Below are 25,069 nucleotides of genomic sequence, written 5' to 3'. Positions count from 1 at the left end.
CCGAGAAGTAAGCAATGGCTCTGTTAATCACTGACAAGTGCATAAACTGCGATATGTGTGACCCTGAATGCCCAAATGGTGCAATCACTATGGGTGACAGCATCTTCGAAATCGACCCAGATTTATGTACTGAATGTAAAGGTCACTATGAGAAGCCAACGTGTCAGTCTGTATGCCCAATTACCAAGTGCATCATCACTGATCCAAACCACATTGAAACTGACGATGAACTGCTCGAAAAGTTTGTCATTATTCAAGGCTTGACCTAAAAAGAAAAAGGTTCAACTTAACCATAAGTTGAACCTTTTTTTTATCCTGATTTTTCGATTGGATAAATATTGCAGAAGAGCTCTTTTTCAAATTGGTATTCAAGTCGTTCTCGCCAGTTAATTGATTGAGCTACCGGAACAAGATAAAAGTTTTCCCTACTGGTATCTGTCACGAATGCCATCCCATACTGCATCAATTCATAGTGAACATCATTTACGAAACTAGGGTCTAAACGCTGCCTGCCTGTCAGTTGGGTAATATCGACTCTCGAAATAGAAATACCCGAGCTTTCAGCGTTGAACCTATGTCTTAACCATTCTGAAAATTCCTTTGCACAAATCATAGTCATAGTCTTATCCTTGAATTATTTATCGACGGGTATCAGACTCTGATTTCACATACTACACATAAGCCGCATCTTTCACCCCAAACACTTACCCCTGACCTAGCCCAGTCAAATTGTCACTGTTTTCATCATTAATGCTCTCAATATCAAACGATATTCTTAATGTCGTATTTATAAACTCTAGACAAAAGTGTGACATTTCTCCAGTTTTTAGCGTCGACAAAACGAGTGGCATTACCACCTTAATAAGCCATTGATAATTCGATTACTTATTCGAAATCAAGGCTAGACATTGACTAGGCATGACTTTAATTTTCTTTTTTTTCTTCTTGGTAGCTACCTTTTTAGGGGGAGGGACAGGGATTGTCTTTGGTGCCCAGCTTGCGAGCTCATCTCCACAACCATCACCTTTAGGAGGGCTTGCTTGAGCTATGCAGTTTGAACTGCCTTCTGGACATTTTAAACGAACGTGGAAATGAGAATGGTGTCCCCACCAAGGCCTTATTTTTCCTAACCAAGCTCTATTATTAGCGTCAGATTTTTCTTGGTCACAAAGGGTTTTCTTAATCACTGGATGAACAAAAATACGCGCCACTTTTTCATCTTCCGCGGCGTAGCGAATGACCTGGAAGTGGTCGTTACTCCAGTTAGATTGACGAAGTTTGTAGTTAGTAAGATCGACAACACTAACTGGCTTAGGAACCGCGAGTTCATTCTCAGAGAGCCTTTTATCCGTTAACCTCAGCCATATATCGATATCCAATCCAGTTTGATGACTTGAATGACCAGAAGAAAAGCGCCCTCCCCTAGGAAGAGAAATATCACCAACCAATAAATTAGTATTGAGTTTCTCGCTAGTGGTACCCCCTAATCTCTCAATAAACTTTATAGCTTCTGTATGGCCATAATAGCGCTCTCTTTGAGGTCGAATGATCTGATACCCCAAACCATTAATAGGCAAAGCCTGCGCACCATCCAAGCAGCCATTAGCATAGCTCCCTATCGATGAGGTTGAGTTTGTCGTCGGGCTTTTCTCTTTCTCCCAAGGTGTTGCCAAAGCAGAAAATGAATAAAACATGACAACTAAAACAAAAGATAGCCTCATAACAGCTCCATGTAAGTGATGCATATTATCTATACTAGTCGGCATTAGAGAATAGTTGACGATTATTGGCAACTTTTGGGGGATATACAGAGAGCTATTTGAGATGGGAGAAACTGAATGGGGAGTATGAAGTAGTTCGACGCCAGAAAGTAAAAAGGCTCTAGTCTTTCGACTAGAGCCTTGAATATGGCAGGGGTGGAGAGATTCGAACTCCCAACACGCGGATTTGGAATCCGCTGCTCTGCCAATTGGAGCTACACCCCTAAAACTTTTTACTACTTCAGATTCGAAAAAACCTCGCACTAGGCGAGGTTATCGAATAAGTGGCGGAGTGGACGGGACTCGAACCCGCGACCCCCGGCGTGACAGGCCGGTATTCTAACCAACTGAACTACCACTCCGCAGTGGAATACTTGTCGTCGCTGACAAGTGTTCAAATTTAAAGCCTGGCGATGTCCTACTCTCACATGGGGAAGCCCCACACTACCATCGGCGCTATTGTGTTTCACTTCTGAGTTCGGCATGGAATCAGGTGGGTCCACAATGCTATGGTCGCCAAGCAAATTTTAAAATTCGGAAAGCTGTTTCTGTTCTCTTCAAACTCATTCAAGCGTTTGGTATTTCTTTGAGTCCATCAAAACCCCTTGGGTGTTGTATGGTTAAGCCTCACGGGCAATTAGTACAGGTTAGCTCAATGCCTCGCAGCACTTACACACCCTGCCTATCAACGTCGTAGTCTACGACAACCCTTTAGGACACTTAAAGTGTCAGGGAAAACTCATCTCAAGGCTCGCTTCCCGCTTAGATGCTTTCAGCGGTTATCGATTCCGAACTTAGCTACCGGGCAATGCCATTGGCATGACAACCCGAACACCAGAGGTTCGTCCACTCCGGTCCTCTCGTACTAGGAGCAGCCCCTTTCAATTTTCCAACGCCCACGGCAGATAGGGACCGAACTGTCTCACGACGTTCTAAACCCAGCTCGCGTACCACTTTAAATGGCGAACAGCCATACCCTTGGGACCGACTTCAGCCCCAGGATGTGATGAGCCGACATCGAGGTGCCAAACACCGCCGTCGATATGAACTCTTGGGCGGTATCAGCCTGTTATCCCCGGAGTACCTTTTATCCGTTGAGCGATGGCCCTTCCATTCAGAACCACCGGATCACTATGACCTGCTTTCGCACCTGCTCGAATTGTCATTCTCGCAGTCAAGCGGGCTTATGCCATTGCACTAACCACACGATGTCCAACCGTGTTTAGCCCACCTTCGTGCTCCTCCGTTACTCTTTGGGAGGAGACCGCCCCAGTCAAACTACCCACCAGGCACTGTCCGTAATCCCGATTCAGGGACCAACGTTAGAACATCAAAACTACAAGGGTGGTATTTCAAGGACGACTCCACCACATCTAGCGACGCGGTTTCAAAGTCTCCCACCTATCCTACACATGTAGGTTCAATGTTCAGTGCCAAGCTGTAGTAAAGGTTCACGGGGTCTTTCCGTCTAGCCGCGGGTACACTGCATCTTCACAGCGATTTCAATTTCACTGAGTCTCGGGTGGAGACAGCGTGGCCATCATTACGCCATTCGTGCAGGTCGGAACTTACCCGACAAGGAATTTCGCTACCTTAGGACCGTTATAGTTACGGCCGCCGTTTACCGGGGCTTCGATCAAGAGCTTCGACCGAAGTCTAACCCCATCAATTAACCTTCCGGCACCGGGCAGGCGTCACACCGTATACGTCATCTTACGATTTTGCACAGTGCTGTGTTTTTAATAAACAGTTGCAGCCACCTGGTATCTGCGACTCTCGTCTGCTCCATCCGCAAGGGACTTCACTGATAAGAGCGTACCTTCTCCCGAAGTTACGGTACCATTTTGCCTAGTTCCTTCACCCGAGTTCTCTCAAGCGCCTTGGTATTCTCTACCCGACCACCTGTGTCGGTTTGGGGTACGATTCCTTACAATCTGAAGCTTAGAGGCTTTTCCTGGAAGCATGGCATCAATGACTTCACTACCGTAGTAGCTCGACATCGTATCTCAGCGTTAATGAAAGTCCGGATTTACCTAAACTTTCCGCCTACGTACTTGAACCTGGACAACCGTCGCCAGGCCCACCTAGCCTTCTCCGTCCCCCCATCGCAATTGTAAGAAGTACGGGAATATTAACCCGTTTCCCATCGACTACGCCTTTCGGCCTCGCCTTAGGAGTCGACTTACCCTGCCCCGATTAACGTTGGACAGGAACCCTTGGTCTTCCGGCGAGGGAGTTTTTCACTCCCTTTATCGTTACTCATGTCAGCATTCGCACTTCTGATACCTCCAGCAGCCCTTACAGACCACCTTCAACGGCTTACAGAACGCTCCCCTACCCCACATACCCTAAGGTACGTAGCCGCAGCTTCGGTGTATAGCTTAGCCCCGTTACATCTTCCGCGCAGGCCGACTCGACCAGTGAGCTATTACGCTTTCTTTAAATGATGGCTGCTTCTAAGCCAACATCCTGGCTGTCTGAGCCTTCCCACATCGTTTCCCACTTAGCTATACTTTGGGACCTTAGCTGGCGGTCTGGGTTGTTTCCCTCTCCACGACGGACGTTAGCACCCGCCGTGTGTCTCCCGGATAGTACTTACTGGTATTCGGAGTTTGCAAAGGGTTGGTAAGTCGGGATGACCCCCTAGCCTTAACAGTGCTCTACCCCCAGTAGTATTCGTCCGAGGCGCTACCTAAATAGCTTTCGGGGAGAACCAGCTATCTCCAGGTTTGATTGGCCTTTCACCCCTAGCCACAAGTCATCCGCTAATTTTTCAACATTAGTCGGTTCGGTCCTCCAGTTGATGTTACTCAACCTTCAACCTGCCCATGGCTAGATCACCTGGTTTCGGGTCTAATCCTAGCAACTGTACGCCCAGTTAAGACTCGGTTTCCCTACGGCTCCCCTAAACGGTTAACCTTGCTACTAAAATTAAGTCGCTGACCCATTATACAAAAGGTACGCAGTCACACCACGAAGGTGCTCCTACTGCTTGTACGTACACGGTTTCAGGTTCTATTTCACTCCCCTCACAGGGGTTCTTTTCGCCTTTCCCTCACGGTACTGGTTCACTATCGGTCAGTCAGTAGTATTTAGCCTTGGAGGATGGTCCCCCCATATTCAGACAGGATATCACGTGTCCCGCCCTACTCGTTTTCACTGATTATGATGTGTCGGTTACGGGGCTATCACCCTTTATTGCGAGACTTTCCAGACTCTTCACCTGCATCATTAAAAGCTTAAGGGCTAATCCAATTTCGCTCGCCGCTACTTTCGGAATCTCGGTTGATTTCTCTTCCTCGGGGTACTTAGATGTTTCAGTTCCCCCGGTTTGCCTCCTGTTGCTATGTATTCACAACAGGATACTTACTTATGTAAGTGGGTTTCCCCATTCAGGAATCCCAGACTCAAAAGGTTATTACTACCTAATCTGGGCTTATCGCAAGTTATTACGCCTTTCATCGCCTCTGACTGCCAAGGCATCCACCGTGTACGCTTAGTCACTTAACCATACAACCCGAAAGGGTCTTAATGTATGGCAACTAACCAAGGTTTTTGGTTGTCATCAAGAAGGGTTAATTCTTGATAACTGTTTGCCGGACTCAATTGTGAATCAATGTAAACATTGATTCGAATACAAGACACTTGAATGTGTTTGTTGTGTTTACCTTAAAGGTAAACATTGAGAACTTTTAAATTTGATTGAATTACTCGTAAGTAATCAAATCAGTCAGCTTTCCAAATTGTTAAAGAGCTAGATATTTCAAAAGAAATAACCATTTTTAAAGATTCTTAAGGAAGAACACTTAAAGATGGTGGAGCTATGCGGGATCGAACCGCAGACCTCCTCGCTGCCAGCGAGGCGCTCTCCCAGCTGAGCTATAGCCCCATCTGGAAAAGTATTTCCTACTCTTAACTTATTAAACCATCAATCTGTGTGGACACTCATCGTAAGTATCTTCGTATAAGGAGGTGATCCAGCCCCAGGTTCCCCTAGGGCTACCTTGTTACGACTTCACCCCAGTCATGAACCACAAAGTGGTGAGCGTCCTCCCCGAAAGGTTAAACTACCCACTTCTTTTGCAGCCCACTCCCATGGTGTGACGGGCGGTGTGTACAAGGCCCGGGAACGTATTCACCGTGACATTCTGATTCACGATTACTAGCGATTCCGACTTCATGGAGTCGAGTTGCAGACTCCAATCCGGACTACGACGCACTTTTTGGGATTCGCTCACTATCGCTAGCTTGCTGCCCTCTGTATGCGCCATTGTAGCACGTGTGTAGCCCTACTCGTAAGGGCCATGATGACTTGACGTCGTCCCCACCTTCCTCCGGTTTATCACCGGCAGTCTCCCTGGAGTTCCCGACATTACTCGCTGGCAAACAAGGATAAGGGTTGCGCTCGTTGCGGGACTTAACCCAACATTTCACAACACGAGCTGACGACAGCCATGCAGCACCTGTCTCAGAGCTCCCGAAGGCACACCTGCGTCTCCGCTGGCTTCTCTGGATGTCAAGAGTAGGTAAGGTTCTTCGCGTTGCATCGAATTAAACCACATGCTCCACCGCTTGTGCGGGCCCCCGTCAATTCATTTGAGTTTTAATCTTGCGACCGTACTCCCCAGGCGGTCTACTTAACGCGTTAGCTCCGAAAGCCACGGCTCAAGGCCACAACCTCCAAGTAGACATCGTTTACGGCGTGGACTACCAGGGTATCTAATCCTGTTTGCTCCCCACGCTTTCGCATCTGAGTGTCAGTATCTGTCCAGGGGGCCGCCTTCGCCACTGGTATTCCTTCAGATCTCTACGCATTTCACCGCTACACCTGAAATTCTACCCCCCTCTACAGTACTCTAGTTCACCAGTTTCAAATGCAGTTCCGAGGTTGAGCCCCGGGCTTTCACATCTGACTTAATGAACCACCTGCATGCGCTTTACGCCCAGTAATTCCGATTAACGCTCGCACCCTCCGTATTACCGCGGCTGCTGGCACGGAGTTAGCCGGTGCTTCTTCTGTTGCTAACGTCAAGAGATAGCGCTATTAACGCTACCCCCTTCCTCACAACTGAAAGTACTTTACAACCCGAAGGCCTTCTTCATACACGCGGCATGGCTGCATCAGGCTTTCGCCCATTGTGCAATATTCCCCACTGCTGCCTCCCGTAGGAGTCTGGACCGTGTCTCAGTTCCAGTGTGGCTGATCATCCTCTCAGACCAGCTAGGGATCGTCGCCTTGGTGAGCCATTACCTCACCAACTAGCTAATCCCACCTAGGCATATCTTGACGCGAGAGGCCCGAAGGTCCCCCTCTTTGGCCCGTAGGCATTATGCGGTATTAGCCATCGTTTCCAATGGTTATCCCCCACATCAAGGCAATTTCCTAGGCATTACTCACCCGTCCGCCGCTCGACGCCCATTAACGCACCCGAAGGATTGTTAGTGTCGTTTCCGCTCGACTTGCATGTGTTAGGCCTGCCGCCAGCGTTCAATCTGAGCCATGATCAAACTCTTCAATTTAAGATTTTGTGACTCAACGAATACTGACTTCAAAACTACTGTGTAATTTTAAAGCTATTACCATTCCAACAGAATGATAATGAATTGACTGTGCCAAATAACCCCTCTCTATAAAGAAAGTAATTATTCGTATTGGTCACTCAGTTCATTGAAATCATTTTGTTACCGAAGTAACTGCTATTACCTAAGTAATAACGTTTTGATATTCATCAACGAGTGCCCACACAGATTGATAGGTTTAAATTGTTAAAGAGCTATACCTATTGAGCGTTCCTTTTAGTAAGGAGCCTCTCTAAGTGGACGGCCATTCTAGCGGATTGGATTCCAGTGTCAAACACTTTTTCCAGCTAATTTTTCAAAGCATCTTAAATGCTTATCACCGTCTCGTTACCCAGTTCAAACCGTTTGGTTATCCTTGGCAACGGAGGCGCATTATAGAGAGAATAATCCTTTGCACAAGGCAAAAAACAAAAAAAACCGCCACCGGCGATCGTTCGAACACTATTCACACAAAGCGTTCAAAATAGGTACGATTAAGCCTAATTTAGGCCAATCGTACCTACAATTCTTGCTTTAATTATTGGTGAGCAATAATACGGTCGTTGTTTACTAACAGCTGTACTTTCTTATCTGGATTAATTTTTCCTGCCAATATCGCTTTCGCTAACGGGTTCTCGACACTTTGCTGAATCGCTCTTTTCAAAGGTCGCGCACCATATACTGGATCAAAACCAACTTGAGAAATTAACTTCAGTGCTTTATCCGAAACTTCAAGCTCATAACCATTGTCTTCCATTCGCTTCTTAAGGTGCTCAAGTTGAATAGAGGCTATCGATTGAATGTGCTCTTGACCTAATGGGTGGAACACAACGCTTTCATCAACTCGGTTCAAAAACTCAGGACGGAAATGTTTACCTACCACTTCCATCACCTCATTCTTTATTCCTTGGTAATCGAGCGTATTGAAGTTCTCTTGAATTCTCGAAGAGCCAAGGTTAGATGTCATGATCACTACCGTATTTCTAAAATCGACCGTGCGACCTTGTCCATCAGTTAAGCGTCCATCATCAAGAACCTGCAATAAGATATTGAAAACATCTGGATGCGCCTTCTCTACCTCATCGAGCAAAATCACAGAGTAAGGCTTACGACGCACCGCTTCTGTTAAGTAGCCACCTTCTTCATATCCAACGTAACCCGGAGGAGCACCAACTAAACGAGCAACAGAATGCTTCTCCATAAACTCAGACATATCGATGCGGACCATTGCATCATCACTATCAAACATGAAGTTCGCGAGCGTTTTACACAACTCGGTTTTACCAACGCCTGTTGGGCCAAGGAATAAGAAAGAGCCAATCGGCTTATTCGGATCAGACAAACCCGCACGGCTACGACGAATCGCATTCGATACCACTTCTACTGCTTCCGCTTGGCCAATAACGCGCTTATGCAGAACACCTTCCATTCTTAGAAGCTTCTCTTTCTCAGCCTCTAGCATTTTAGAAACCGGGATGCCGGTTTGCTTTGAAAGAACATCGGCAATCTCAGCATCAGTCACCTTATTACGTAATAAGGTCATTTCTTGCATTTCAGCTTGAGTCGCGAGATCTAACTGCTTCTCCAATTCTGGGATTCGGCCATATTGCAATTCAGACATTCGGTTAAGATCACCAGCACGTCTCGCAAAGTCCATATCCATACGAGCTTGCTCTAGCTCTGATTTAATATGTTGCGTGCCAGAAAGCGCGGCTTTCTCTGCATTCCACACTTCTTCAAGCTCAGCGAAATCGCGTTCTTTGTCGGAAAGCTCTTCTTGTAATGTTCGAAGACGCTTTTCACTGGCTTCGTCATTTTCATTAGTAAGAGCTTGCTGCTCGATCTTCAATTGAATGATCTTGCGTTCGAGCTTATCTAGCGACTCAGGTTTCGAGTCGATCTGCATACGAATACTCGAGGCCGCCTCATCAATCAGATCAATCGCCTTATCTGGCAGTTGACGATCAGAAACGTATCGGTGAGATAACGTTGCTGCCGCAACAATCGCTGGGTCGGTAATTTCTACGTGATGATGAAGTTCATAGCGCTCTTTCAAACCACGGAGAATCGCAACCGTGTCTTCCACGGTTGGCTCATCGACAATCACTTTTTGGAATCGACGCTCTAGCGCAGGATCTTTCTCTATATACTGGCGATATTCATCGAGCGTCGTCGCGCCGACACAATGAAGTTCACCACGAGCCAATGCTGGTTTCAGCATATTCCCGGCATCCATAGAGCCTTCACCTTTACCCGCCCCTACCATAGTGTGAATTTCATCGATGAAGAGAATGATGTTGCCCTCTTCTTTCGATAATTCGTTAAGAACTGATTTTAAACGTTCTTCAAATTCACCACGATATTTAGCACCTGCAATTAAAGAGCCCATATCTAAAGAAAGTACACGTCGGCCTCTCAAACCTTCCGGAACCTCATTATTGATAATACGCTGCGCTAAACCTTCAACTATCGCCGTTTTACCGACTCCAGGCTCACCAATAATGACAGGGTTATTCTTAGTACGGCGTTGAAGTACTTGGATGGTGCGGCGAATTTCGTCATCTCGGCCAATTACCGGATCCAGCTTGCCTTGCTCAGCTCTTTCGGTCAGGTCAATGGTGAACTTCTCTAATGCTTGTCGTCTATCTTCCGCATTTGGGTCATCGACCTTCTGACCACCGCGAACTTGCTCAATAGCTTGAGATAATTTTTGCTCGGTAAGACCTAGCTCTTTAAGTAGATTTCCTAAAGGGCCTTTGTCTTCAATCGCAGCAAGTAGGAAGACTTCTGAAGATATGTAACTGTCTTGGCGCTTTTGTGCGACCTTGTCACATAGGTTGAATAGCGTTCCCATTGCATTCGACAGCTGAACGTCACCACCAATACCACTTACTTTTGGTACTCGGTCTAATATTTCGCTCAATTTAGAACGCAATTGAACCACATCAATATTCAACATGGTCAGCAATGGGCGAATTGCACTACCATCTTGATTAAGCAAAGACACCATTAGGTGTACAGGTTCTATATATTGGTGATCACGACCTAATGCGAGCGACTGAGCATCAGATATCGCAATTTGGAATTTACTAGTGAATCGATCGAGACGCATGCCAACCTTCCTACTCTTAGATATGTTTATCTTATGGTTAGAAGATGGATACGGTAACGCGGATTTTCAAGGGATAAAAATGAAGAATAGAGTTTATATAAAAATATAAATGAGCTGGATGACTAATCACACTAGCTAGAGGTTAGTCTAACCAAATAAAGGTAGCTTGGCGTCCAGTAATACCATCACGACGATAAGAATAAAACGCATCGGCATCAGCGAAGGTACATAGATTGGAATCTGTCACTTCCGACACACCCACTTTCTCAAGTCGTTGCTTTGCCAGTTGAGACATATTCGCTAGCCATTTACCGGGTTCAGGTTTCGCTTTAAATGCGAGCTTCGCTTGAGGGTCAAAACTGATGAAAGCTTTTAACACATCATCACCAACTTCAAAAGCTTGTTTGCCTATTGCAGGACCAAGCCAAGCAATGATCTTATTCTCTGAATCTAGGTTTGAAAACTTTGCGACTGCATTTTCAAGAATTCCACCAGCAAGACCACGCCAACCAGCATGAACAGCAGCAACTTGAGTGCCTTTGGTATCAGTAAGAATTACAGGTAAGCAATCGGCGGTCATCGCAGAACAGACAACACCTTTCGCAGTGGTAAATACACCGTCAGCATCAAGAATATCTGCCGTAGATTGTAAAACCGTTACGACGTCTGTTGAGTGAGTTTGATTTAACCATATAGGAGCTGTGGGCATGTTAGCTTGCTGCTTAAGCCAAGTTCTATTGTTTTCAACAAGCGAAGCATCATCCCCAACATGCGTACCTAGGTTTAATCCTTGATACGCATCAGTAGAAAAGCCTCCTACACGTGTCGACGCAATTGCCTTCACGTTATTGGGTGCATTCCAGTTAGGGATGATCAACGACATATTAAATGTCTTCTTCTTTATTTTCGCGAGCATCAACACGTAATGCTTCAGCCATCACAACCATGTCATTTGGCACAGGTGCGTGGAACTCCACTTCTTCACCTGTAATTGGGTGAACAAATTTAAGCATAACGGCGTGCAGTGCTTGGCGGTCAAAAGAACGAATCATTGTCGTTAGCTCTTCAGATGCACCTTTTGGAATACGAGCACGACCACCGTATGCAACATCACCTAGCAGTGGATGCTGAAGGTATGACATATGAACACGGATTTGGTGAGTACGACCCGTTTCTAGGCGCAGACGAATACGAGTATGCTCGCGGAAGTGCTCAGCAACACGGTAGTGAGTTACCGCTGGCTTTCCTAATTCATTTACGTCCATTAAGGTACGCTTAGTTGCATGACGGCTAATGCCTTTCTCTACCACACCACCAGCGGTCATTTTGCCAATTGCAATTGCTTCATATTCACGAGTAATACGACGCTTAGCAAGAGCACGTACAAGACGAGTTTGAGCTGGAACCGTTTTAGCTACAACCATAAGACCTGTTGTGTCTTTATCAAGACGGTGCACAATACCTGCACGAGGCACTTCTGCAATCTGTGGGTAATGGAAAAGCAATGCGTTTAGTATGGTTCCATCCGGCGTGCCTGCTCCTGGGTGTACAACCAAGTCGCGAGGCTTGTTGATAACCAATAAGTCATCATCTTCGTAGACGATGTCTAGAGGAATATCTTGTGCTTCCCAGCGCTCTTCATCTGCAAGTTCAGCTTGCAAGATGATCTCCTCACCGCCCAAAACCTTAACGCGCGGCTTAGTAATAACTTCGCCATCCACTTGGATTTTGCCGTCAAGAAGCCACTCTTTAATACGAGAGCGAGAAAAATCGGTAAATAGTTCAGCGACAGCTTGGTCTAAACGTTGACCTAACTGGCTGCTTTTTACTGTGTCTGTTAATGTGATCTGCTGAGCCATATCGAACTTTTTTAAAAACCGTGAGACTAATACCCATTAGTATGGATAAAATAGAATAATTGCATCATTGTATCTGTTACTGGTTAGAAAGTAACGGAAGCTTACGAAATATTTAATTCAAGGAATCGACGCCTGACATGAAACACCTTACTTTAGCGGGTCTATTAGCCGTATCACTCTTGGCTGGTTGTTCAAGTACCGAAGAGATAGTGCCAGATGTACCGCCATCGGTTCTCTACTCTGAGGCTCAAGAATCGCTACAGAGCGGTAGCTGGCTTTCTGCCATTGAAAAGCTAGAAGCCCTAGACTCTCGTTACCCTTTCGGCGCCTATTCTGAACAAGTACAGCTAGACCTGATTTACGCTTACTACAAAAATGATGACCTAGCGCTTGGCCTAGCGACCATTTCACGTTTCTTGCGTTTAAACCCAACTCACGAGAAGCAAGACTGGGTTCTTTACATGCGCGGCTTAACGCACATGGCGCAAGACCGAAACTTCATGCACGATATTTTTAATATCGACCGCAGTGATCGAGATCCTGAGCCAGTAAAGCTCGCTTTTGCTGACTTTAAGCGACTACTCGAGCGTTTCCCTAGCAGCCCTTATGCTGAAGATGCACAAAAACGCATGTTCGCACTTAAAAACCGTTTGGCGGATTACGACCTAGCAACGGCGGATTTCTACCTACGCCGTGAAGCTTGGATTGCTGCGATTAACAGAACGCAAGAGCTGCAAAAAACTTACCCAGACACCATTGCTGCGCGCAAGTCTTTAGATATCCAACTAGAAGCTTATAAACAGCTAGGCCTAGATGACGCAGTTTCAAGAACAGAAAAGTTGATTGAATTAAACCCACTACCTTAATCAACTTCTTACATCTCTATCAAAAAAGCGCGCTAATTTACTAGCGCGCTTTTTTTCGACCCTATATCGTAAACTTGATGAAACGCACAATACACGGTATCTTCAAAAGATAACTTTTAACAAAACATCAACATGGAGTGTGGATGTGAGTAGGTTGTTATTATTTATCTGGATATCGCTATTTAGCCAATTATCCTACGCATTAGAACTGTCCCCATTAAGCAATAAGCCTTACATGGGCGACTTGGATGTACTCAAAACCAAAGGAACGGTTAGAGTGCTCGTATCTGCCGATCTTGGTTTCTATTATATCGAGGATGGTAAGCCAAAAGGCATCGTGGCAGAAATGCTCTACCACTTTGAAAAAAGCCTTCGTAGAAAACATCCCTACCTCAATGTTCAAATCATTCCCGTACAACGAGACGATCTACTTCCCTCTTTAGAATCTGGCTATGGTGATGTCGCTGTCGCTAACCTAACGATCACTGACAAGCGTTTAGAAATCATCGATTTTTCAGATCCAATGATTAGAGATGGCAAAGAACTCATTATCACAGGGAAAAAGGCAGAACCTATCACTGAGATCAAGCAATTGAGCGGAAAAGAAGTGTGGATCCGTGCAAGCTCGAGTTACTTCGAGAGTGTACAAAGCGTCAATAAAGCACTTAACGAGTTAGGTTTGCCACCACTGCATGTCCACTTTATCGAGGAGTCATTACAAGACTACGAGCTGATTGAACTCGTTAACCAAGGTTATATACAAGGTACAATCCTAGACAGCCATAAAGCAAAGCTATGGACCGACGTAATGGAAAACATTCAAGTTCATCATGATTTGCCCTTACGTGAAAATGGCCAAATAGCATGGGCATTGAGAAAAAACAGTCCTCAGCTAAAGAAAGAGATAAACAAATACGTCAAGACCGCACGTACAGGCACCCTACTTGGGAATGTTATCTATCAGAAATACATCGACAACACTCGCTGGTTAGGTAGAGCACTCAACCCAAATAAAATAGACCGAGTAGCTAAACTCGCCGATGTCTTTGAAAAGTATTCGAGTAAATACGAATTCGATCCTTTGATGATGTCTGCACAAGGTTTCCAAGAGTCAGGGTTGGATCAAAGCAGAGTTTCTCATCGTGGAGCTATTGGTGTGATGCAGGTGTTGCCAAGTACCGCCAAAGACAAAAACGTCAACATCAAAAACATACACAAGGTGGATAACAACATCCATGCGGGTGTGAAATACATGCGTTTCATTAAGGACAGGTATTTTGACGACCCAGCCATTACGCCAGACAACCAAATCTACTTCACTTTGGCTTCTTACAACGCGGGGCCAGCTAAGATCAGAAAGATGAGGCGCATTGCCAAACAGAAAGGTTACAACCCAAACATCTGGTTTAAAAACGTCGAAATCATCACACGCAAATACGTGAGTAAAGAGCCTGTCACTTACGTAGCCAACATTAATCGTTACTTTGTAATTTACAAACAATTACAGGCGATCGATGCTATCCGAGAAAATGGTACGGCAAGATTACTAAGCACCAATGATTAACAGCGCCTTAACTTGAGAGTTTGAGAGTTTGAGAGTTTGAGAGTTTGAGAGTAAAGGTATTAGGTAGGTCCAAATATACAAAAGCCGCATAAGAAAACTTATGCGGCTTTTGTATATCTAATTCTGAAGAAGCTTACGTAGCTGTCTATGTCACGTGCTCTGCATCACAAAATACTATTGAGCAAATTTCAATCAAGCACTTTCTATAAGCTGTAGGACGCCCCTAAAAACTGGTTTAATTTTTAGCGAAGCCTTGCCTTCAACTTATCGTTTTTCATAAGGATAACAAGCATTTTTCGCCAAAAACATATCAAGACTTGCGTAAGATCACATTTGATTTTAATGCTTACCCCACCCAACAAAAACAAGATCTAGATCACATTCTTTATTCCTAAAAGTCGTAATCTGAAGTTAACCCATGAGGGATACAACAGAGGAAAACTTCTATGAAAATGAACATCACTGGTAAAAACATCGACATTACCTCTGCAATCCGTGATCACATAGAAAGCAAATTTAAAAAGCTGGATAAATGGCAAGTAGACATCATTGGCTGCCAAGCGAGCTTTAGCGAAGAACCAAACAAGAAGAAAAAATTTGAAGCGGTTCTAACCGTACCAAAAGGCCAACTTGTTGCTTCATCAATTCATGACGACCTCTACGTAGCTATCAACGAAGTAGAACAAAAACTAGAGCGTCAACTCAACAAGCTACGCCATAAACCTGAAGCACGCCGCGCCGAAAAGCCTGAAATCGAAGAGCTAGAAGCTGAAGTAGAATAAGGAAAGATAACAGATTAAAAAATAGCGCCTCAGGGCGCTATTTTTTTGCTTGACGCTCGTAGCTCGCTTGCTTATTGTGTTTAAACATTCATAAAACAATCACTTTTTATGCAAACTCAATCTTTGTTTATTTTTGACTTCTTTTTTCTTCCGTAAATCGGAGGCTAAGTCGTTTTAGAAAAACAAGTCAAAAACGAACAAGAAGCCTCCCACACTAGGGAGGCTTTTTTATAAGGACACATTTATGACTGACCGCTCAATTTCACTGGATGATATCCGCCTTCGTCTTAATGATTTAGATGACGAACTGCTTAAGCTACTTTCAGAGCGTCGCAAGCTAAGTATCGAAGTCGCTAAAAGCAAGGTAGAAACATCAAAGCCAGTTCGTGATGCAGTAAGAGAACAACAACTGTTGGTTAAACTGATCAACAACGGCAAAGATAAGTACGAATTGGATGCTCAGTACATTACTAAGCTGTTTCACACCATCATTGAAGATTCAGTCCTACTGCAACAGTCATACCTACAAAATCTTGCGAACCCGCAAAGCCGTAAACCATTGGCTCGCGTTGCATTCTTAGGTTCTAAAGGCTCTTACTCGCACCTTGCTAGCCGTGAATATTTCAGCCGCAAGAATATGGAGTTGATTGAACTGAACTGCAATCACTTCAAAGAAGTGGCATCAACGGTAGAATCTGGCCACGCTGACTACGGTGTGCTACCTATCGAGAACACCAGTTCAGGTTCCATTAACGAGGTCTACGACCTACTGCAACACACAACGCTTTATATCGTTGGTGAACTATCTCAACCGATTGAGCATTGCCTTGTTGCCAAAAATGATATTCGTTTAGAAGACATCAAAACCCTCTATTCACACCCACAACCTCACCAACAGTGCAGTGAATTTTTGAGTCGCCTTAAAGGTGTCAGCCTTGAGTCTTGCGCAAGTACAGCGGATGCAATGAAAAAGGTGAAAGACCTGGACGGCGATGATGTGGCAGCGATAGGCAATGCATCGAGCGGTAAGCTTTACGGCCTACAACCTATCCAAGGTAACATTGCAAACCAAACTGAGAACCACACTCGTTTCATCGTTGTAGCACGTAAACCGGTTGAAGTATCAACGCAAATACCAGCCAAGACGACACTCATCATGTCGACATCCCAAGAAGCGGGTTCTTTGGTAGAGACACTACTGATCTTACAACGCTTAGGTATCAACATGACCAAACTAGAATCTCGTCCTATTATGGGCAATCCTTGGGAAGAGATGTTCTATGTCGATTTAGAAGCACATCTGGATTCGGATAATATGCAACAAGCGATAACGGAACTAACAGCCATTACTCGCCACCTTAAAGTGTTGGGCTGCTACCCAAGTGAGAACATCAAAGCGACTCAAGTTAAGTTGTCATAGTTGAGAGCGAATATCAGCTTTTAGCTAAAGCATTTGGCCTACAGTAGGCCAAATGCTAAAAACCAACAACTAGTAAAATTAATTCGTACTGCGCGTATTCCTGAGATATGAATCGGTTATTTCACTAGCTGTACACTCCTATCAGCCTCAATCGTTCAATATATTCTAAAAAAACTCATTACTGGCTTTTTTATCAATAAAGACAAAATCTTACCCCCTTCACAGGAAATCATCGAACTACGTGTAATTAATAGCGAGTAAGCATTAAGTAACATAAACTTACGCGCTTAATTTATAAATAGTGTTGTCATTAACTATGAAGCTAAGTACTAAAATCTTACTACTGATAACCCCTGTGATACTGATCAGTACCGCGGCTTCTAGCTATATTATTTATTCGACGCAGAAAAGCAGCTTCATCAAACGCGAAGACAACGCACTTCAGCTGAACATGGAAAAACTAGCCGGATACTTTCGTCAATCTCGTTCGTTCCTCAATAGCTACTCTTACACCTTGACCCAAAGTGACATGGTGAAACGTTACTTTCTCACAGACCAAAATCTATCCCGCGATCTTGAATTGGCTAATAACCTTCGAGAAGCTATACATTTTCTGCAAGATGACGATGAAAGCTATACGGGTTTAGCGCTTCTCAATGGTGACCGAAAACTGCGTTATTACGCGGATAATAGCAACGACTCACGCACTCAAATTGACAATAAAATATTGAAGTACGTTGACCAGCATTATCAAAGCACCCTAGCAACATCAAGTACCAACTATATTCAAAACTCTCAAGGCGAAGGAATGTTGGTTCACTATGAAAAGATAGCTCGACAAGCGATTTCCCCAACCGTTGGCAATCAACCCAACGATGCGTTCTTTGTTGTTGTATCTGTTTCTCTCGACAAATTTAATGCGCTTAGAAAGCAGATTGAGTTCGACTACCAAACCAGCTTGTTCTTCACATCCATAGCGGTTTCTTTAGAAAGTGATGTCACTCACTCAGTCAAGCTTGCACCAGAGTTGTACGCCACGGTCGACCCGGCGCAATTCCTGTTGGAAAACAAGCTCAATTCCATTTGGAATAAGCTGAGTTTGTCATTCGCACTGTCTGCGTTTGTGACTGTCGTTCTACTACTTATGCTTCTTTCTCGCACTGTGATTACTCCGATAACACGGCTCGATCGACAGCTACAGCAAGTAGAAAAAAAACAACGAAAGAACATTGAGCGCTTAGGCTCTCGTGATGAGCTTGGCCGCCTATCACAGCGTTTTTATGACATGTACCAAGAGCTAGATAACACCTACCAGCAAACCAAGCTCTTAGCTGAAAATGATCAGTTAACCCAAATCGCTAATAGGCATCAGTTTCAAACCTTCGTTCAGCAATCTTTGCCAAAACCGAGTTCAAATACCGAAACCTGGGTTCTCTACTTTGACTTGGATAACTTCAAGTTTGTGAACGACAAATACGGACATCAAATCGGCGACTCGATTCTGGTCTCTTTTGCTCAGCGTATTTCAGATATTTGTCACCACTATAAAGCTGAGTTCGACGCTCATTGCATGCCTGCTCGACTTTCTGGTGACGAGTTCGTTGTCTACATTAATGCTCCTAGTCACCGAGGAAATATCGCACATCGATTCTCGAATGATTTACTGACTCCACTGCAAAAAGGCTTTGTCACCGAATCTGGCACCTTCCCAATTACAGTCAGTATTGGCATTGCGACCTACCCTAACGATGGCGATTCGATCGAGAACCTACTGTCGAACGCAGATACCGCGATGTACCAAGCCAAGCGTGCCGGTAAAAATCAATTTGCTGACTATTCACGAGATTTAGACAAGACTATTCAGCGCCAAGCAAACATTGAACGAGCGCTTAGAGATAAGAATTTTAATGATGAATTCAGGCTCGTTTACATGCCCTATATGGATTCAACTGGGACTGATGTTATTGGCGTTGAGGTGTTATTACGCTGGAATTCGAAGCAACTTGGTTTGGTTCCACCGGATGAATTCATTCCAATTGCCGAACAAACCGGGTTATTCGAACATGTTGACCGCTGGGTAATAGAGAATGCATTTGCTTCATTCCATCGGCTTCAGGCTCAATTTGATCACTCAATTCAATTGTCGATCAACTTATCTTCTGCTGGCATTGAAACTACGGATCTTGCAGACTTCATTCAAGAACACGCTGAGTTAAATCGCATCCCACCTAGCCTTATCGATTTTGAGATAACCGAAACCTTTTACTCAAATTCAGAAGGCTTTCCACTGCTGAACAAACTGTCATGCATGGGCTACCGCTTAGCGATTGATGATTTTGGTTCCGGTTACACCTCTATCACTCAACTGGTGCAGTATCCAACTCAGAAAATTAAATTGGATAAAGCGTTTTTAGATACCTTAATTGAGACCGATAACCAGAACATAGTAAAACCGGTCATCGGGTTATGTCATGCTCAGGGGAAAAAGGTCACCGCCGAAGGTATTGAAACTCAAGGCATGCACCAGTGGTTACTGGATGCACAGTGCGATATGCTGCAAGGCTATTACTTTGGTAAACCTATGCCATTAGAAGAGTTGAGTGAATGGTACCGACAACATCAACTCAATCTAATCGACAACAAAAAGAATCTGACACATGAAATCTGTAATCATCGCATCGCTGAACCCAGCTAAAATAAACGCCGTTAAAAGTGCGTTCTTATCTGCTTTTCCGAATACTGAGTTTGATTTCAAAGGCATCAATGTCCCTAGTGGTGTCGCCGATCAACCGATGAGCAATGATGAAACCTATCAAGGTGCCGTGAATCGTGTCCACAACGCAGCTCAAGCTCAGCCCAATGCAGACTTCTATGTTGGCCTAGAAGCGGGAATAGAAAAAAACGTCACCTTTGCGTGGATGGTGATCGAAGCGAATGGTCAACGTGGAGAGTCTCGTTCAGCAAGCCTGATGCTGCCACCAGCCGTGCTTAAGAAGCTAGAGCATGCAAACGAGTTAGGTGATGTGATGGATGAAGTGTTTGGTACCGACAATATCAAACAGAAAGGTGGGGCGATTGGCCTACTGACACATAATCAACTGTCACGAAGTTCTGTTTATCATCAGGCTTTAATTTTAGCGCTGATCCCATTTGTAAATCCTGAGCACTTTCCTATCTAATGCTTCGTTTAACTTCGAAGACTTTGAGAGCAATCTTCAAAAACAAAAAACGCTAACATCCAGTTAGCGTTTTTATCGAATTCGTATTCGTATTCGTACTATATCAGTGATGGATTAACTCTGTTATTACTTAAGCAATAGGTCAGCGATCACGGCTTTCTCTTGTTCAGATTTAGCCTTTAGCTCATTCGAACCTCTGGTTATCGTCGCGACGCCTACTCCAAGCATTTGACTCACCTGTCGTTGAGACATATCGCCTTTCATCAGCTCACAGAAGATATTAATTCGAGCAACCAGAGCATCCCGCTCGTCTGGTGTCATCATCATGGTCAACAACAGCTCGTGCTGATCTTTTTCGACAGCCGTCTTTACCAAGTCCATCAGTTGTTGCCAATTATCATATTCAGGTTGTGATGCCATATCTCTACACTTACTTTTAAATTCTGACTTTGAAGAGTCGCTTAACGATTGAAAGCATTTAACACTTTATACCGAAACACTTGATGCGATCCAATGTAAAAAGGCAGTAAGTGGAAATGGTTCGCACTCACTGCCTTTATTCTGACTCAGTTTCGAGTCAAACGCCGAAGGCTTAGTATTTCGTTTGTACCTCATGGGGTGCTAAAAACGCCCCTTTCTCGCCCAAGATATCTCGATAATAGGTCTCAAACATCAAGATATTTTGAACATACCCCCGAGTCTCTTTGAATGGAATCATTTCGATAAACGCAAAAGCATCGAGCTTTTCATCACTGCGTGAACGCCACTGCTTCACACGGCTAGGGCCAGCATTATAAGCCGCAAAGGCAAAGATACGGTTATCATCATATTGAGCAAGTAGGCCATCTAAGTAGTGACTGCCAATTTCGATATTCTTGCCGACATCGTAAAGATCATCGCTACCCTTGTACTTAATCTTGTGCTTATTAGCCGTGTATTGCGCTGTCTTTGGCATGATTTGCATGACGCCACGCGCACCAACCGGAGAACGAGCTTCTGAATCCATCGCGCTCTCTTGTCTTGCTAGAGACATCAAAGTGATTGGGTCAATATCATGCTTCTCTGCGTAGAAGTTAAACCACCACTTATGAGCGACCGGGAAACGCAACGCAATGTTATCCCACATTTTCGCTGAAATACTCGCAATGACAGTAAAGTGATTCCAACGCTGTGTCGCAGCGTAAGCGGCAAGCATCTCTTTTTGCTCTTTATCTGCATTGCTCAGTAACCAGCGCCATTCACTTTTGGCTGCGGCAATTTTATCGCGAGTGATCAGTTCATCGATACGAATCAGCGAAGTGCTAAAAGGCTTCACTGTTTCTGGATTGTATTTCAACGTAGAAGTTGGATATTGAATCGGTTTACCCAACTGCTTTGCAGCCGCAACACTATAGAAGTTACGCTTCCCTAAAATATCTGACAGTCGCTTATTGCCTTTATCAGTGTCGCTCGTCGCGATTTCAGCTCTGCCCTGCCAATATTGCCAACGGAGCGAAGCCTGATGTTTATCATCCAAGCGCGCTATCCACTCTTTCAAGCCCGTCCAATCGGCATGCTGAATCGCTAAGCGAGCACGTCTTTCCAGCAAAACTTGCTTTGATGAATTCGCGAGCATCTCGTCTCGCCACTCCATCAACTCTTCAGAATCTGTGTTAATCAGGCGAAACGTTAGGTAATCAGCTAGCTCTTGAGATTTCTCTTTTGAGAATTTCTGAGCCTTGATGACATCGTCAAACACCTCTTGAGCACTGCTTGATGACTTCCTTGCTAACTTCTCAAAAGCAAATTCGGTTTGAGCTTGATTAAATTCATTCGCAGGATTTTTCTTAGCAAACGCGAGTACATTTTCAGGCTTGTTGTACAACGCCTTCATCTGCTTAGCTTGAGCAATTGACTCATCGTTATCTAATTGCTTAATCAGATAACTCATTAACTTACCATTACGGCCTTCAAATGCTAACAGCATCCTCTCCAGAATCAGTTCATCGGTTCTTAGCCCTGCTTGATCCCAGGTTTTAAATAGCGGATCACAAGCGTCATCAATACCACTACCACTTAACCAAAGCTGTTTAGCCCCTTTAAAGGCGAGCTCTTGATTACCTTGCTCGTAATGTGCTCGGTAATAGATACATTGGTATTTTTCACCTACGGGCTCTTTAGCTTGAAACTCAAGGATCGTCTTCCACTGCTTTTGAGAAGCCAATGAATCCAAGTAAGGCGCACGCATTCGATTAGAAAATGGGAGTGCCTTGTTTTCTTCAATAAAAGCATCGACCTCAGCAGGCGTGCGCTCACCTAAGCCAATCAGAAAGGCTCGATAATCAGTGTAAGGTGTTAAAGGGTATGTTTGAATTTTGTTACGCAGCGCGGAGTAAGCTTTTAGATCACGGTTGTCTAAAACCTCTTGCGCTCTATCATAAACATCACGCTGCATTTCTAGCTCAGAGGCATTGCTCGCCAAAGCCATCGGAGCCAGTGAAAATGAAGACAAGATTGCCGATGCAGCCACAGCAACCTTCGTATTACCAATTCGGAAAAACATTCGCTCTTTCCTTAGTGCGTGTATGAATACGTGAAATCTATTTACGCCCGACATCACATGAAATGTAAAGAAATTGAGTGTAAATATTATTAATATTTAACACTTCATCTAAGAAGCATATTAAATATAGTTTTAATAACCAATGTGACAATAGTAAGTAAGGATTCGTTCAAGAATGGCTTTTCTGTCCTAGGAGTAACATCTTTGAGGATATTGGTATAAAATAGCAGACAATTTTGAACAATAATTAGGATCGATCGGCAATGGCTGAATACGTATATACCATGTCTCGGGTGAGCAAAACTGTTCCACCTAAGCGTCAAATTCTTAAAGACATTTCTCTTAGCTTTTTTCCTGGCGCTAAAATCGGTGTTTTGGGTCTAAATGGTTCAGGTAAATCTACCCTACTACGTATCATGGCTGGTATTGATACTGATATTGATGGTGAAGCACGTGCACAACAAGGTCTTAAAGTAGGTTACCTACCGCAAGAACCTGTACTAGACGAATCAAAAACGGTTCGTGAAATCGTAGAAGAAGCGGTTTCTGACGTTGCTGACGCACTTAAGCGTATCGATGCAGTTTACGCTGCTTACGCAGAACCAGATGCAGACTTCGATGCACTTGCTAAAGAGCAAGGTGAACTAGAAGCACTGATTCAAGCAAAAGACGGCCACAACCTAGAAACTGCTCTAGAGCGCGCTGCTGATGCACTTCGCCTTCCTGAATGGGATGCGAAAATTGAATTCCTATCAGGTGGTGAGCGTCGTCGTGTTGCTATCTGTCGACTACTTCTTGAAAAGCCAGACATGCTGCTTCTTGATGAACCAACCAACCACTTGGATGCAGAATCAGTAGCATGGCTTGAGCACTTCCTAGTTGATTACAGTGGTACTGTTGTGGCAATTACCCACGACCGTTACTTCCTAGACAACGCAGCTGGCTGGATTCTAGAACTTGACCGTGGTGAAGGTATCCCATGGGAAGGTAACTACACATCTTGGCTAGAGCAGAAAGATGAGCGTCTTAAGCAAGAAAAAGCGGGCGAAAGCGCACGTCAAAAGACTATCGAGAAAGAACTTGAATGGGTTCGTCAAAACCCTAAAGGCCGTCAAGCTAAGTCTAAAGCTCGTATGGCTCGTTTTGAAGAACTGACAACTGGCCAATACCAGAAGCGTAACGAAACTAACGAACTGTTCATCCCGCCAGGTGAGCGTCTAGGTGACAAAGTTCTTGAAGTGAATAACCTAACTAAATCGTTTGGTGATCGCGTTCTTATCGATGACCTATCATTCAGCATGCCTAAGGGTGCAATCGTAGGTATCGTTGGTGCCAACGGTGCAGGTAAATCAACACTATTCAAGATGCTAAGCGGCGCAGAACAGCCAGATTCAGGTACAGTTGAACTAGGCGAAACCGTTAAGCTTGCTTCTGTTGACCAGTTCCGTGACAGCATGGACGACACCAAGACAGTATTCCAAGAGATCTCTGAAGGCGCTGATATCATTAAGATCAACAACTTCGAAATCCCTGCACGTGCATACTGCTCTCGTTTCAACTTTAAAGGCAACGACCAACAGAAGATCATCGGTGAGCTTTCTGGTGGTGAGCGTAACCGTGTTCACTTAGCGAAACTGCTAAAAGCGGGCGGTAACGTACTGCTACTCGATGAGCCTACCAACGACCTTGACGTTGAAACGCTACGTGCTCTTGAAGAAGCACTGCTTGAGTTCCCTGGCTGTGCAATGGTTATCTCGCACGACCGTTGGTTCCTAGACCGTATTGCGACCCATATCTTAGACTACCGTGATGAAGGTCAAGTTAACTTCTACGAAGGTAACTATACTGAGTACACTGAGTGGCTTAAGCAAACTCTAGGCGCACAAGCGGCAGAACCGCACCGTATCAAGTACAAGCGTATCGCTAAGTAAATTCGCTTGTATTTTGAACAAAGGCCGCGATAATAGCGGCCTTTGATATATCTGGCTTGCGTGTGACGCATCGATATAGAGAGATTACTTATGGTTGAAAGACGTCAATTTTCACGAGTTATTTATCAAGTTCCGACTGAAATTTCACAAGGGCAAGTAAATGTAGCAGGCTCAGTGCAAGACTTATCGCTCCATGGTTTACTCATTCAATGCAATGAATCAAAACAACTTAGCCATGATATCCCTATTCAAGTGAATTTTACGCTCGAAAGTAGTGATATCAATATTCAGTTAGAAGCAACGATAGTCTCTACCATCAATACCTCAATGCGTTTACGCATAGAGCATTTAGATATTGATAGTATCAGTCACCTTAAGCGCCTTGTGGAGCTTAACGTTGGCGACGATGAACTGCTTTATCGAGAGATTGAACACCTTACCGACTTAGGTAGTGAGTGATATCTCCGTTACCCATTTGTCTATTAGAAGCATTTA

At 44.4% G+C, this 25,069-nt stretch carries 16 protein-coding genes, 3 tRNA genes, 3 rRNA genes and 1 other annotated feature; of the genes, 9 read left to right on the top strand and 13 right to left on the bottom strand.

Annotated features, from left to right (window positions below; genetic code table 11):
* Positions 1-14 precede the first annotated feature (14 nt).
* Positions 15-269, top strand: a complete 255-nt coding sequence (locus OCV56_RS02915; RefSeq protein WP_004735061.1) for a YfhL family 4Fe-4S dicluster ferredoxin — start codon at positions 15-17, stop codon at positions 267-269.
* Positions 270-310: 41 nt separating this feature from the next.
* On the opposite strand, the gene OCV56_RS02910 is transcribed toward OCV56_RS02915, so the two are convergent.
* The 11 genes from OCV56_RS02910 to rluD form a co-directional block, all read right to left on the bottom strand.
* On the bottom strand, positions 311-619 hold the full coding sequence (locus tag OCV56_RS02910) for a hypothetical protein (RefSeq protein ID WP_086716147.1): 309 nt from the start codon (positions 617-619) through the stop codon (positions 311-313).
* 262 nt (positions 620-881) lie between these two features.
* The gene (gene mepA / locus OCV56_RS02905; protein WP_086716145.1) at positions 882-1,721 is read right to left on the bottom strand and encodes a penicillin-insensitive murein endopeptidase; all 840 of its coding nucleotides are present in this window, start codon (positions 1,719-1,721) and stop codon (positions 882-884) included.
* Between the two features lie 187 nt (positions 1,722-1,908).
* Positions 1,909-1,985: transfer RNA gene (locus tag OCV56_RS02900), tRNA-Trp, on the bottom strand.
* A 60-nt stretch (positions 1,986-2,045) separates the two neighbouring features.
* Positions 2,046-2,122, bottom strand: a tRNA-Asp gene (locus tag OCV56_RS02895).
* Positions 2,123-2,165: 43 nt separating this feature from the next.
* Positions 2,166-2,281, bottom strand: a 5S ribosomal RNA gene (gene rrf, locus OCV56_RS02890).
* Positions 2,282-2,376: 95 nt separating this feature from the next.
* Positions 2,377-5,270: ribosomal RNA gene (locus tag OCV56_RS02885) — 23S ribosomal RNA — on the bottom strand.
* Positions 5,271-5,573: 303 nt separating this feature from the next.
* A tRNA-Ala gene (locus tag OCV56_RS02880) sits at positions 5,574-5,649 on the bottom strand.
* A gap of 76 nt (positions 5,650-5,725) precedes the next feature.
* Positions 5,726-7,280: ribosomal RNA gene (locus OCV56_RS02875) — 16S ribosomal RNA — on the bottom strand.
* The 16S, 23S and 5S rRNA genes sit together here with 3 tRNA genes alongside, the layout of an rRNA operon.
* A 577-nt stretch (positions 7,281-7,857) precedes the next feature.
* On the bottom strand, positions 7,858-10,431 hold the full coding sequence (gene clpB / locus OCV56_RS02870; RefSeq protein WP_086712467.1) for an ATP-dependent chaperone ClpB: 2,574 nt from the start codon (positions 10,429-10,431) through the stop codon (positions 7,858-7,860).
* A gap of 142 nt (positions 10,432-10,573) precedes the next feature.
* Positions 10,574-11,314: a peptidoglycan editing factor PgeF gene (gene pgeF, locus OCV56_RS02865; RefSeq protein WP_086712466.1), complete on the bottom strand. Its 741-nt coding sequence runs from the start codon at positions 11,312-11,314 to the stop codon at positions 10,574-10,576.
* Between the two features lies 1 nt (position 11,315).
* Positions 11,316-12,290, bottom strand: a complete 975-nt coding sequence (gene rluD, locus OCV56_RS02860) for a 23S rRNA pseudouridine(1911/1915/1917) synthase RluD (RefSeq protein WP_019820953.1) — start codon at positions 12,288-12,290, stop codon at positions 11,316-11,318.
* A 137-nt stretch (positions 12,291-12,427) separates the two neighbouring features.
* Between rluD and bamD the strand changes: the two genes are divergently transcribed.
* From bamD to yjjX, 6 genes are all read left to right on the top strand, one after another.
* Positions 12,428-13,156: an outer membrane protein assembly factor BamD gene (gene bamD, locus OCV56_RS02855; protein WP_086712465.1), complete on the top strand. Its 729-nt coding sequence runs from the start codon at positions 12,428-12,430 to the stop codon at positions 13,154-13,156.
* A 139-nt stretch (positions 13,157-13,295) separates the two neighbouring features.
* Positions 13,296-14,720 (top strand): MltF family protein, encoded by a 1,425-nt coding sequence (locus OCV56_RS02850; RefSeq protein ID WP_315973286.1) that lies wholly within the window; start codon positions 13,296-13,298, stop codon positions 14,718-14,720.
* Between the two features lie 446 nt (positions 14,721-15,166).
* Complete coding sequence (gene hpf, locus OCV56_RS02845; protein ID WP_004735034.1) at positions 15,167-15,502, top strand: ribosome hibernation-promoting factor, HPF/YfiA family; 336 nt, start codon at positions 15,167-15,169, stop codon at positions 15,500-15,502.
* A 110-nt stretch (positions 15,503-15,612) separates the two neighbouring features.
* Positions 15,613-15,734, top strand: a sequence feature (Phe leader region).
* Positions 15,735-15,746: 12 nt separating this feature from the next.
* Positions 15,747-16,922 carry a prephenate dehydratase gene (gene pheA, locus OCV56_RS02840; RefSeq protein ID WP_086712463.1) on the top strand — a complete coding sequence of 392 codons (1,176 nt, stop codon included), beginning with the start codon at positions 15,747-15,749 and terminating at the stop codon, positions 16,920-16,922.
* A 316-nt stretch (positions 16,923-17,238) separates the two neighbouring features.
* Positions 17,239-19,617 (top strand): putative bifunctional diguanylate cyclase/phosphodiesterase, encoded by a 2,379-nt coding sequence (locus tag OCV56_RS02835; protein ID WP_086712462.1) that lies wholly within the window; start codon positions 17,239-17,241, stop codon positions 19,615-19,617.
* Complete coding sequence (yjjX, locus tag OCV56_RS02830; RefSeq protein WP_086712461.1) at positions 19,580-20,101, top strand: inosine/xanthosine triphosphatase; 522 nt, start codon at positions 19,580-19,582, stop codon at positions 20,099-20,101. Before OCV56_RS02835 ends, yjjX begins: the two co-directional genes overlap by 38 nt.
* A gap of 126 nt (positions 20,102-20,227) precedes the next feature.
* On the opposite strand, the gene trpR is transcribed toward yjjX, so the two are convergent.
* Together trpR and sltY are read right to left on the bottom strand one after the other, a co-directional pair.
* Positions 20,228-20,521 carry a trp operon repressor gene (trpR, locus tag OCV56_RS02825; protein ID WP_048615039.1) on the bottom strand — a complete coding sequence of 98 codons (294 nt, stop codon included), beginning with the start codon at positions 20,519-20,521 and terminating at the stop codon, positions 20,228-20,230.
* A gap of 172 nt (positions 20,522-20,693) precedes the next feature.
* Complete coding sequence (sltY, locus tag OCV56_RS02820) at positions 20,694-22,643, bottom strand: murein transglycosylase (RefSeq protein WP_086712460.1); 1,950 nt, start codon at positions 22,641-22,643, stop codon at positions 20,694-20,696.
* Between the two features lie 263 nt (positions 22,644-22,906).
* Between sltY and ettA the strand changes: the two genes are divergently transcribed.
* Positions 22,907-24,574, top strand: coding sequence for an energy-dependent translational throttle protein EttA (gene ettA / locus OCV56_RS02815; RefSeq protein WP_017056147.1), 1,668 nt, complete (start codon positions 22,907-22,909; stop codon positions 24,572-24,574).
* 90 nt (positions 24,575-24,664) lie between these two features.
* A complete protein-coding gene (locus OCV56_RS02810) occupies positions 24,665-25,033 on the top strand; it encodes a PilZ domain-containing protein (RefSeq protein ID WP_086712459.1) in 369 nt (122 codons plus the stop codon).
* Positions 25,034-25,069 lie beyond the last annotated feature (36 nt).

Origin of the sequence: Vibrio gigantis (assembly GCF_024347515.1) — a bacterium.
GTDB lineage: Bacteria > Pseudomonadota > Gammaproteobacteria > Enterobacterales > Vibrionaceae > Vibrio > Vibrio gigantis.
Note: the sequence above shows the minus strand (reverse complement) of the source record. Positions and strands in the feature narration are given on the sequence as shown.

Bases quoted from the DNA above. Each gene is read 5' to 3' on its own strand.
- hpf (WP_004735034.1), top strand. From the start codon at position 15,167: ATGAAAATGAACATCACTGGTAAAAACATCGACATTACCTCTGCAATC.
- OCV56_RS02835 (WP_086712462.1), top strand. From the start codon at position 17,239: ATGAAGCTAAGTACTAAAATCTTACTACTGATAACCCCTGTGATACTG.
- clpB (WP_086712467.1), bottom strand. From the start codon at position 10,431: ATGCGTCTCGATCGATTCACTAGTAAATTCCAAATTGCGATATCTGAT.
- rluD (WP_019820953.1), bottom strand. From the start codon at position 12,290: ATGGCTCAGCAGATCACATTAACAGACACAGTAAAAAGCAGCCAGTTA.
- pheA (WP_086712463.1), top strand. From the start codon at position 15,747: ATGACTGACCGCTCAATTTCACTGGATGATATCCGCCTTCGTCTTAAT.
- ettA (WP_017056147.1), top strand. From the start codon at position 22,907: ATGGCTGAATACGTATATACCATGTCTCGGGTGAGCAAAACTGTTCCA.
- OCV56_RS02810 (WP_086712459.1), top strand. From the start codon at position 24,665: ATGGTTGAAAGACGTCAATTTTCACGAGTTATTTATCAAGTTCCGACT.
- sltY (WP_086712460.1), bottom strand. From the start codon at position 22,643: ATGTTTTTCCGAATTGGTAATACGAAGGTTGCTGTGGCTGCATCGGCA.
- trpR (WP_048615039.1), bottom strand. From the start codon at position 20,521: ATGGCATCACAACCTGAATATGATAATTGGCAACAACTGATGGACTTG.
- bamD (WP_086712465.1), top strand. From the start codon at position 12,428: ATGAAACACCTTACTTTAGCGGGTCTATTAGCCGTATCACTCTTGGCT.
- mepA (WP_086716145.1), bottom strand. From the start codon at position 1,721: ATGAGGCTATCTTTTGTTTTAGTTGTCATGTTTTATTCATTTTCTGCT.
- OCV56_RS02915 (WP_004735061.1), top strand. From the start codon at position 15: ATGGCTCTGTTAATCACTGACAAGTGCATAAACTGCGATATGTGTGAC.
- pgeF (WP_086712466.1), bottom strand. From the start codon at position 11,314: ATGTCGTTGATCATCCCTAACTGGAATGCACCCAATAACGTGAAGGCA.
- OCV56_RS02910 (WP_086716147.1), bottom strand. From the start codon at position 619: ATGACTATGATTTGTGCAAAGGAATTTTCAGAATGGTTAAGACATAGG.
- yjjX (WP_086712461.1), top strand. From the start codon at position 19,580: ATGAAATCTGTAATCATCGCATCGCTGAACCCAGCTAAAATAAACGCC.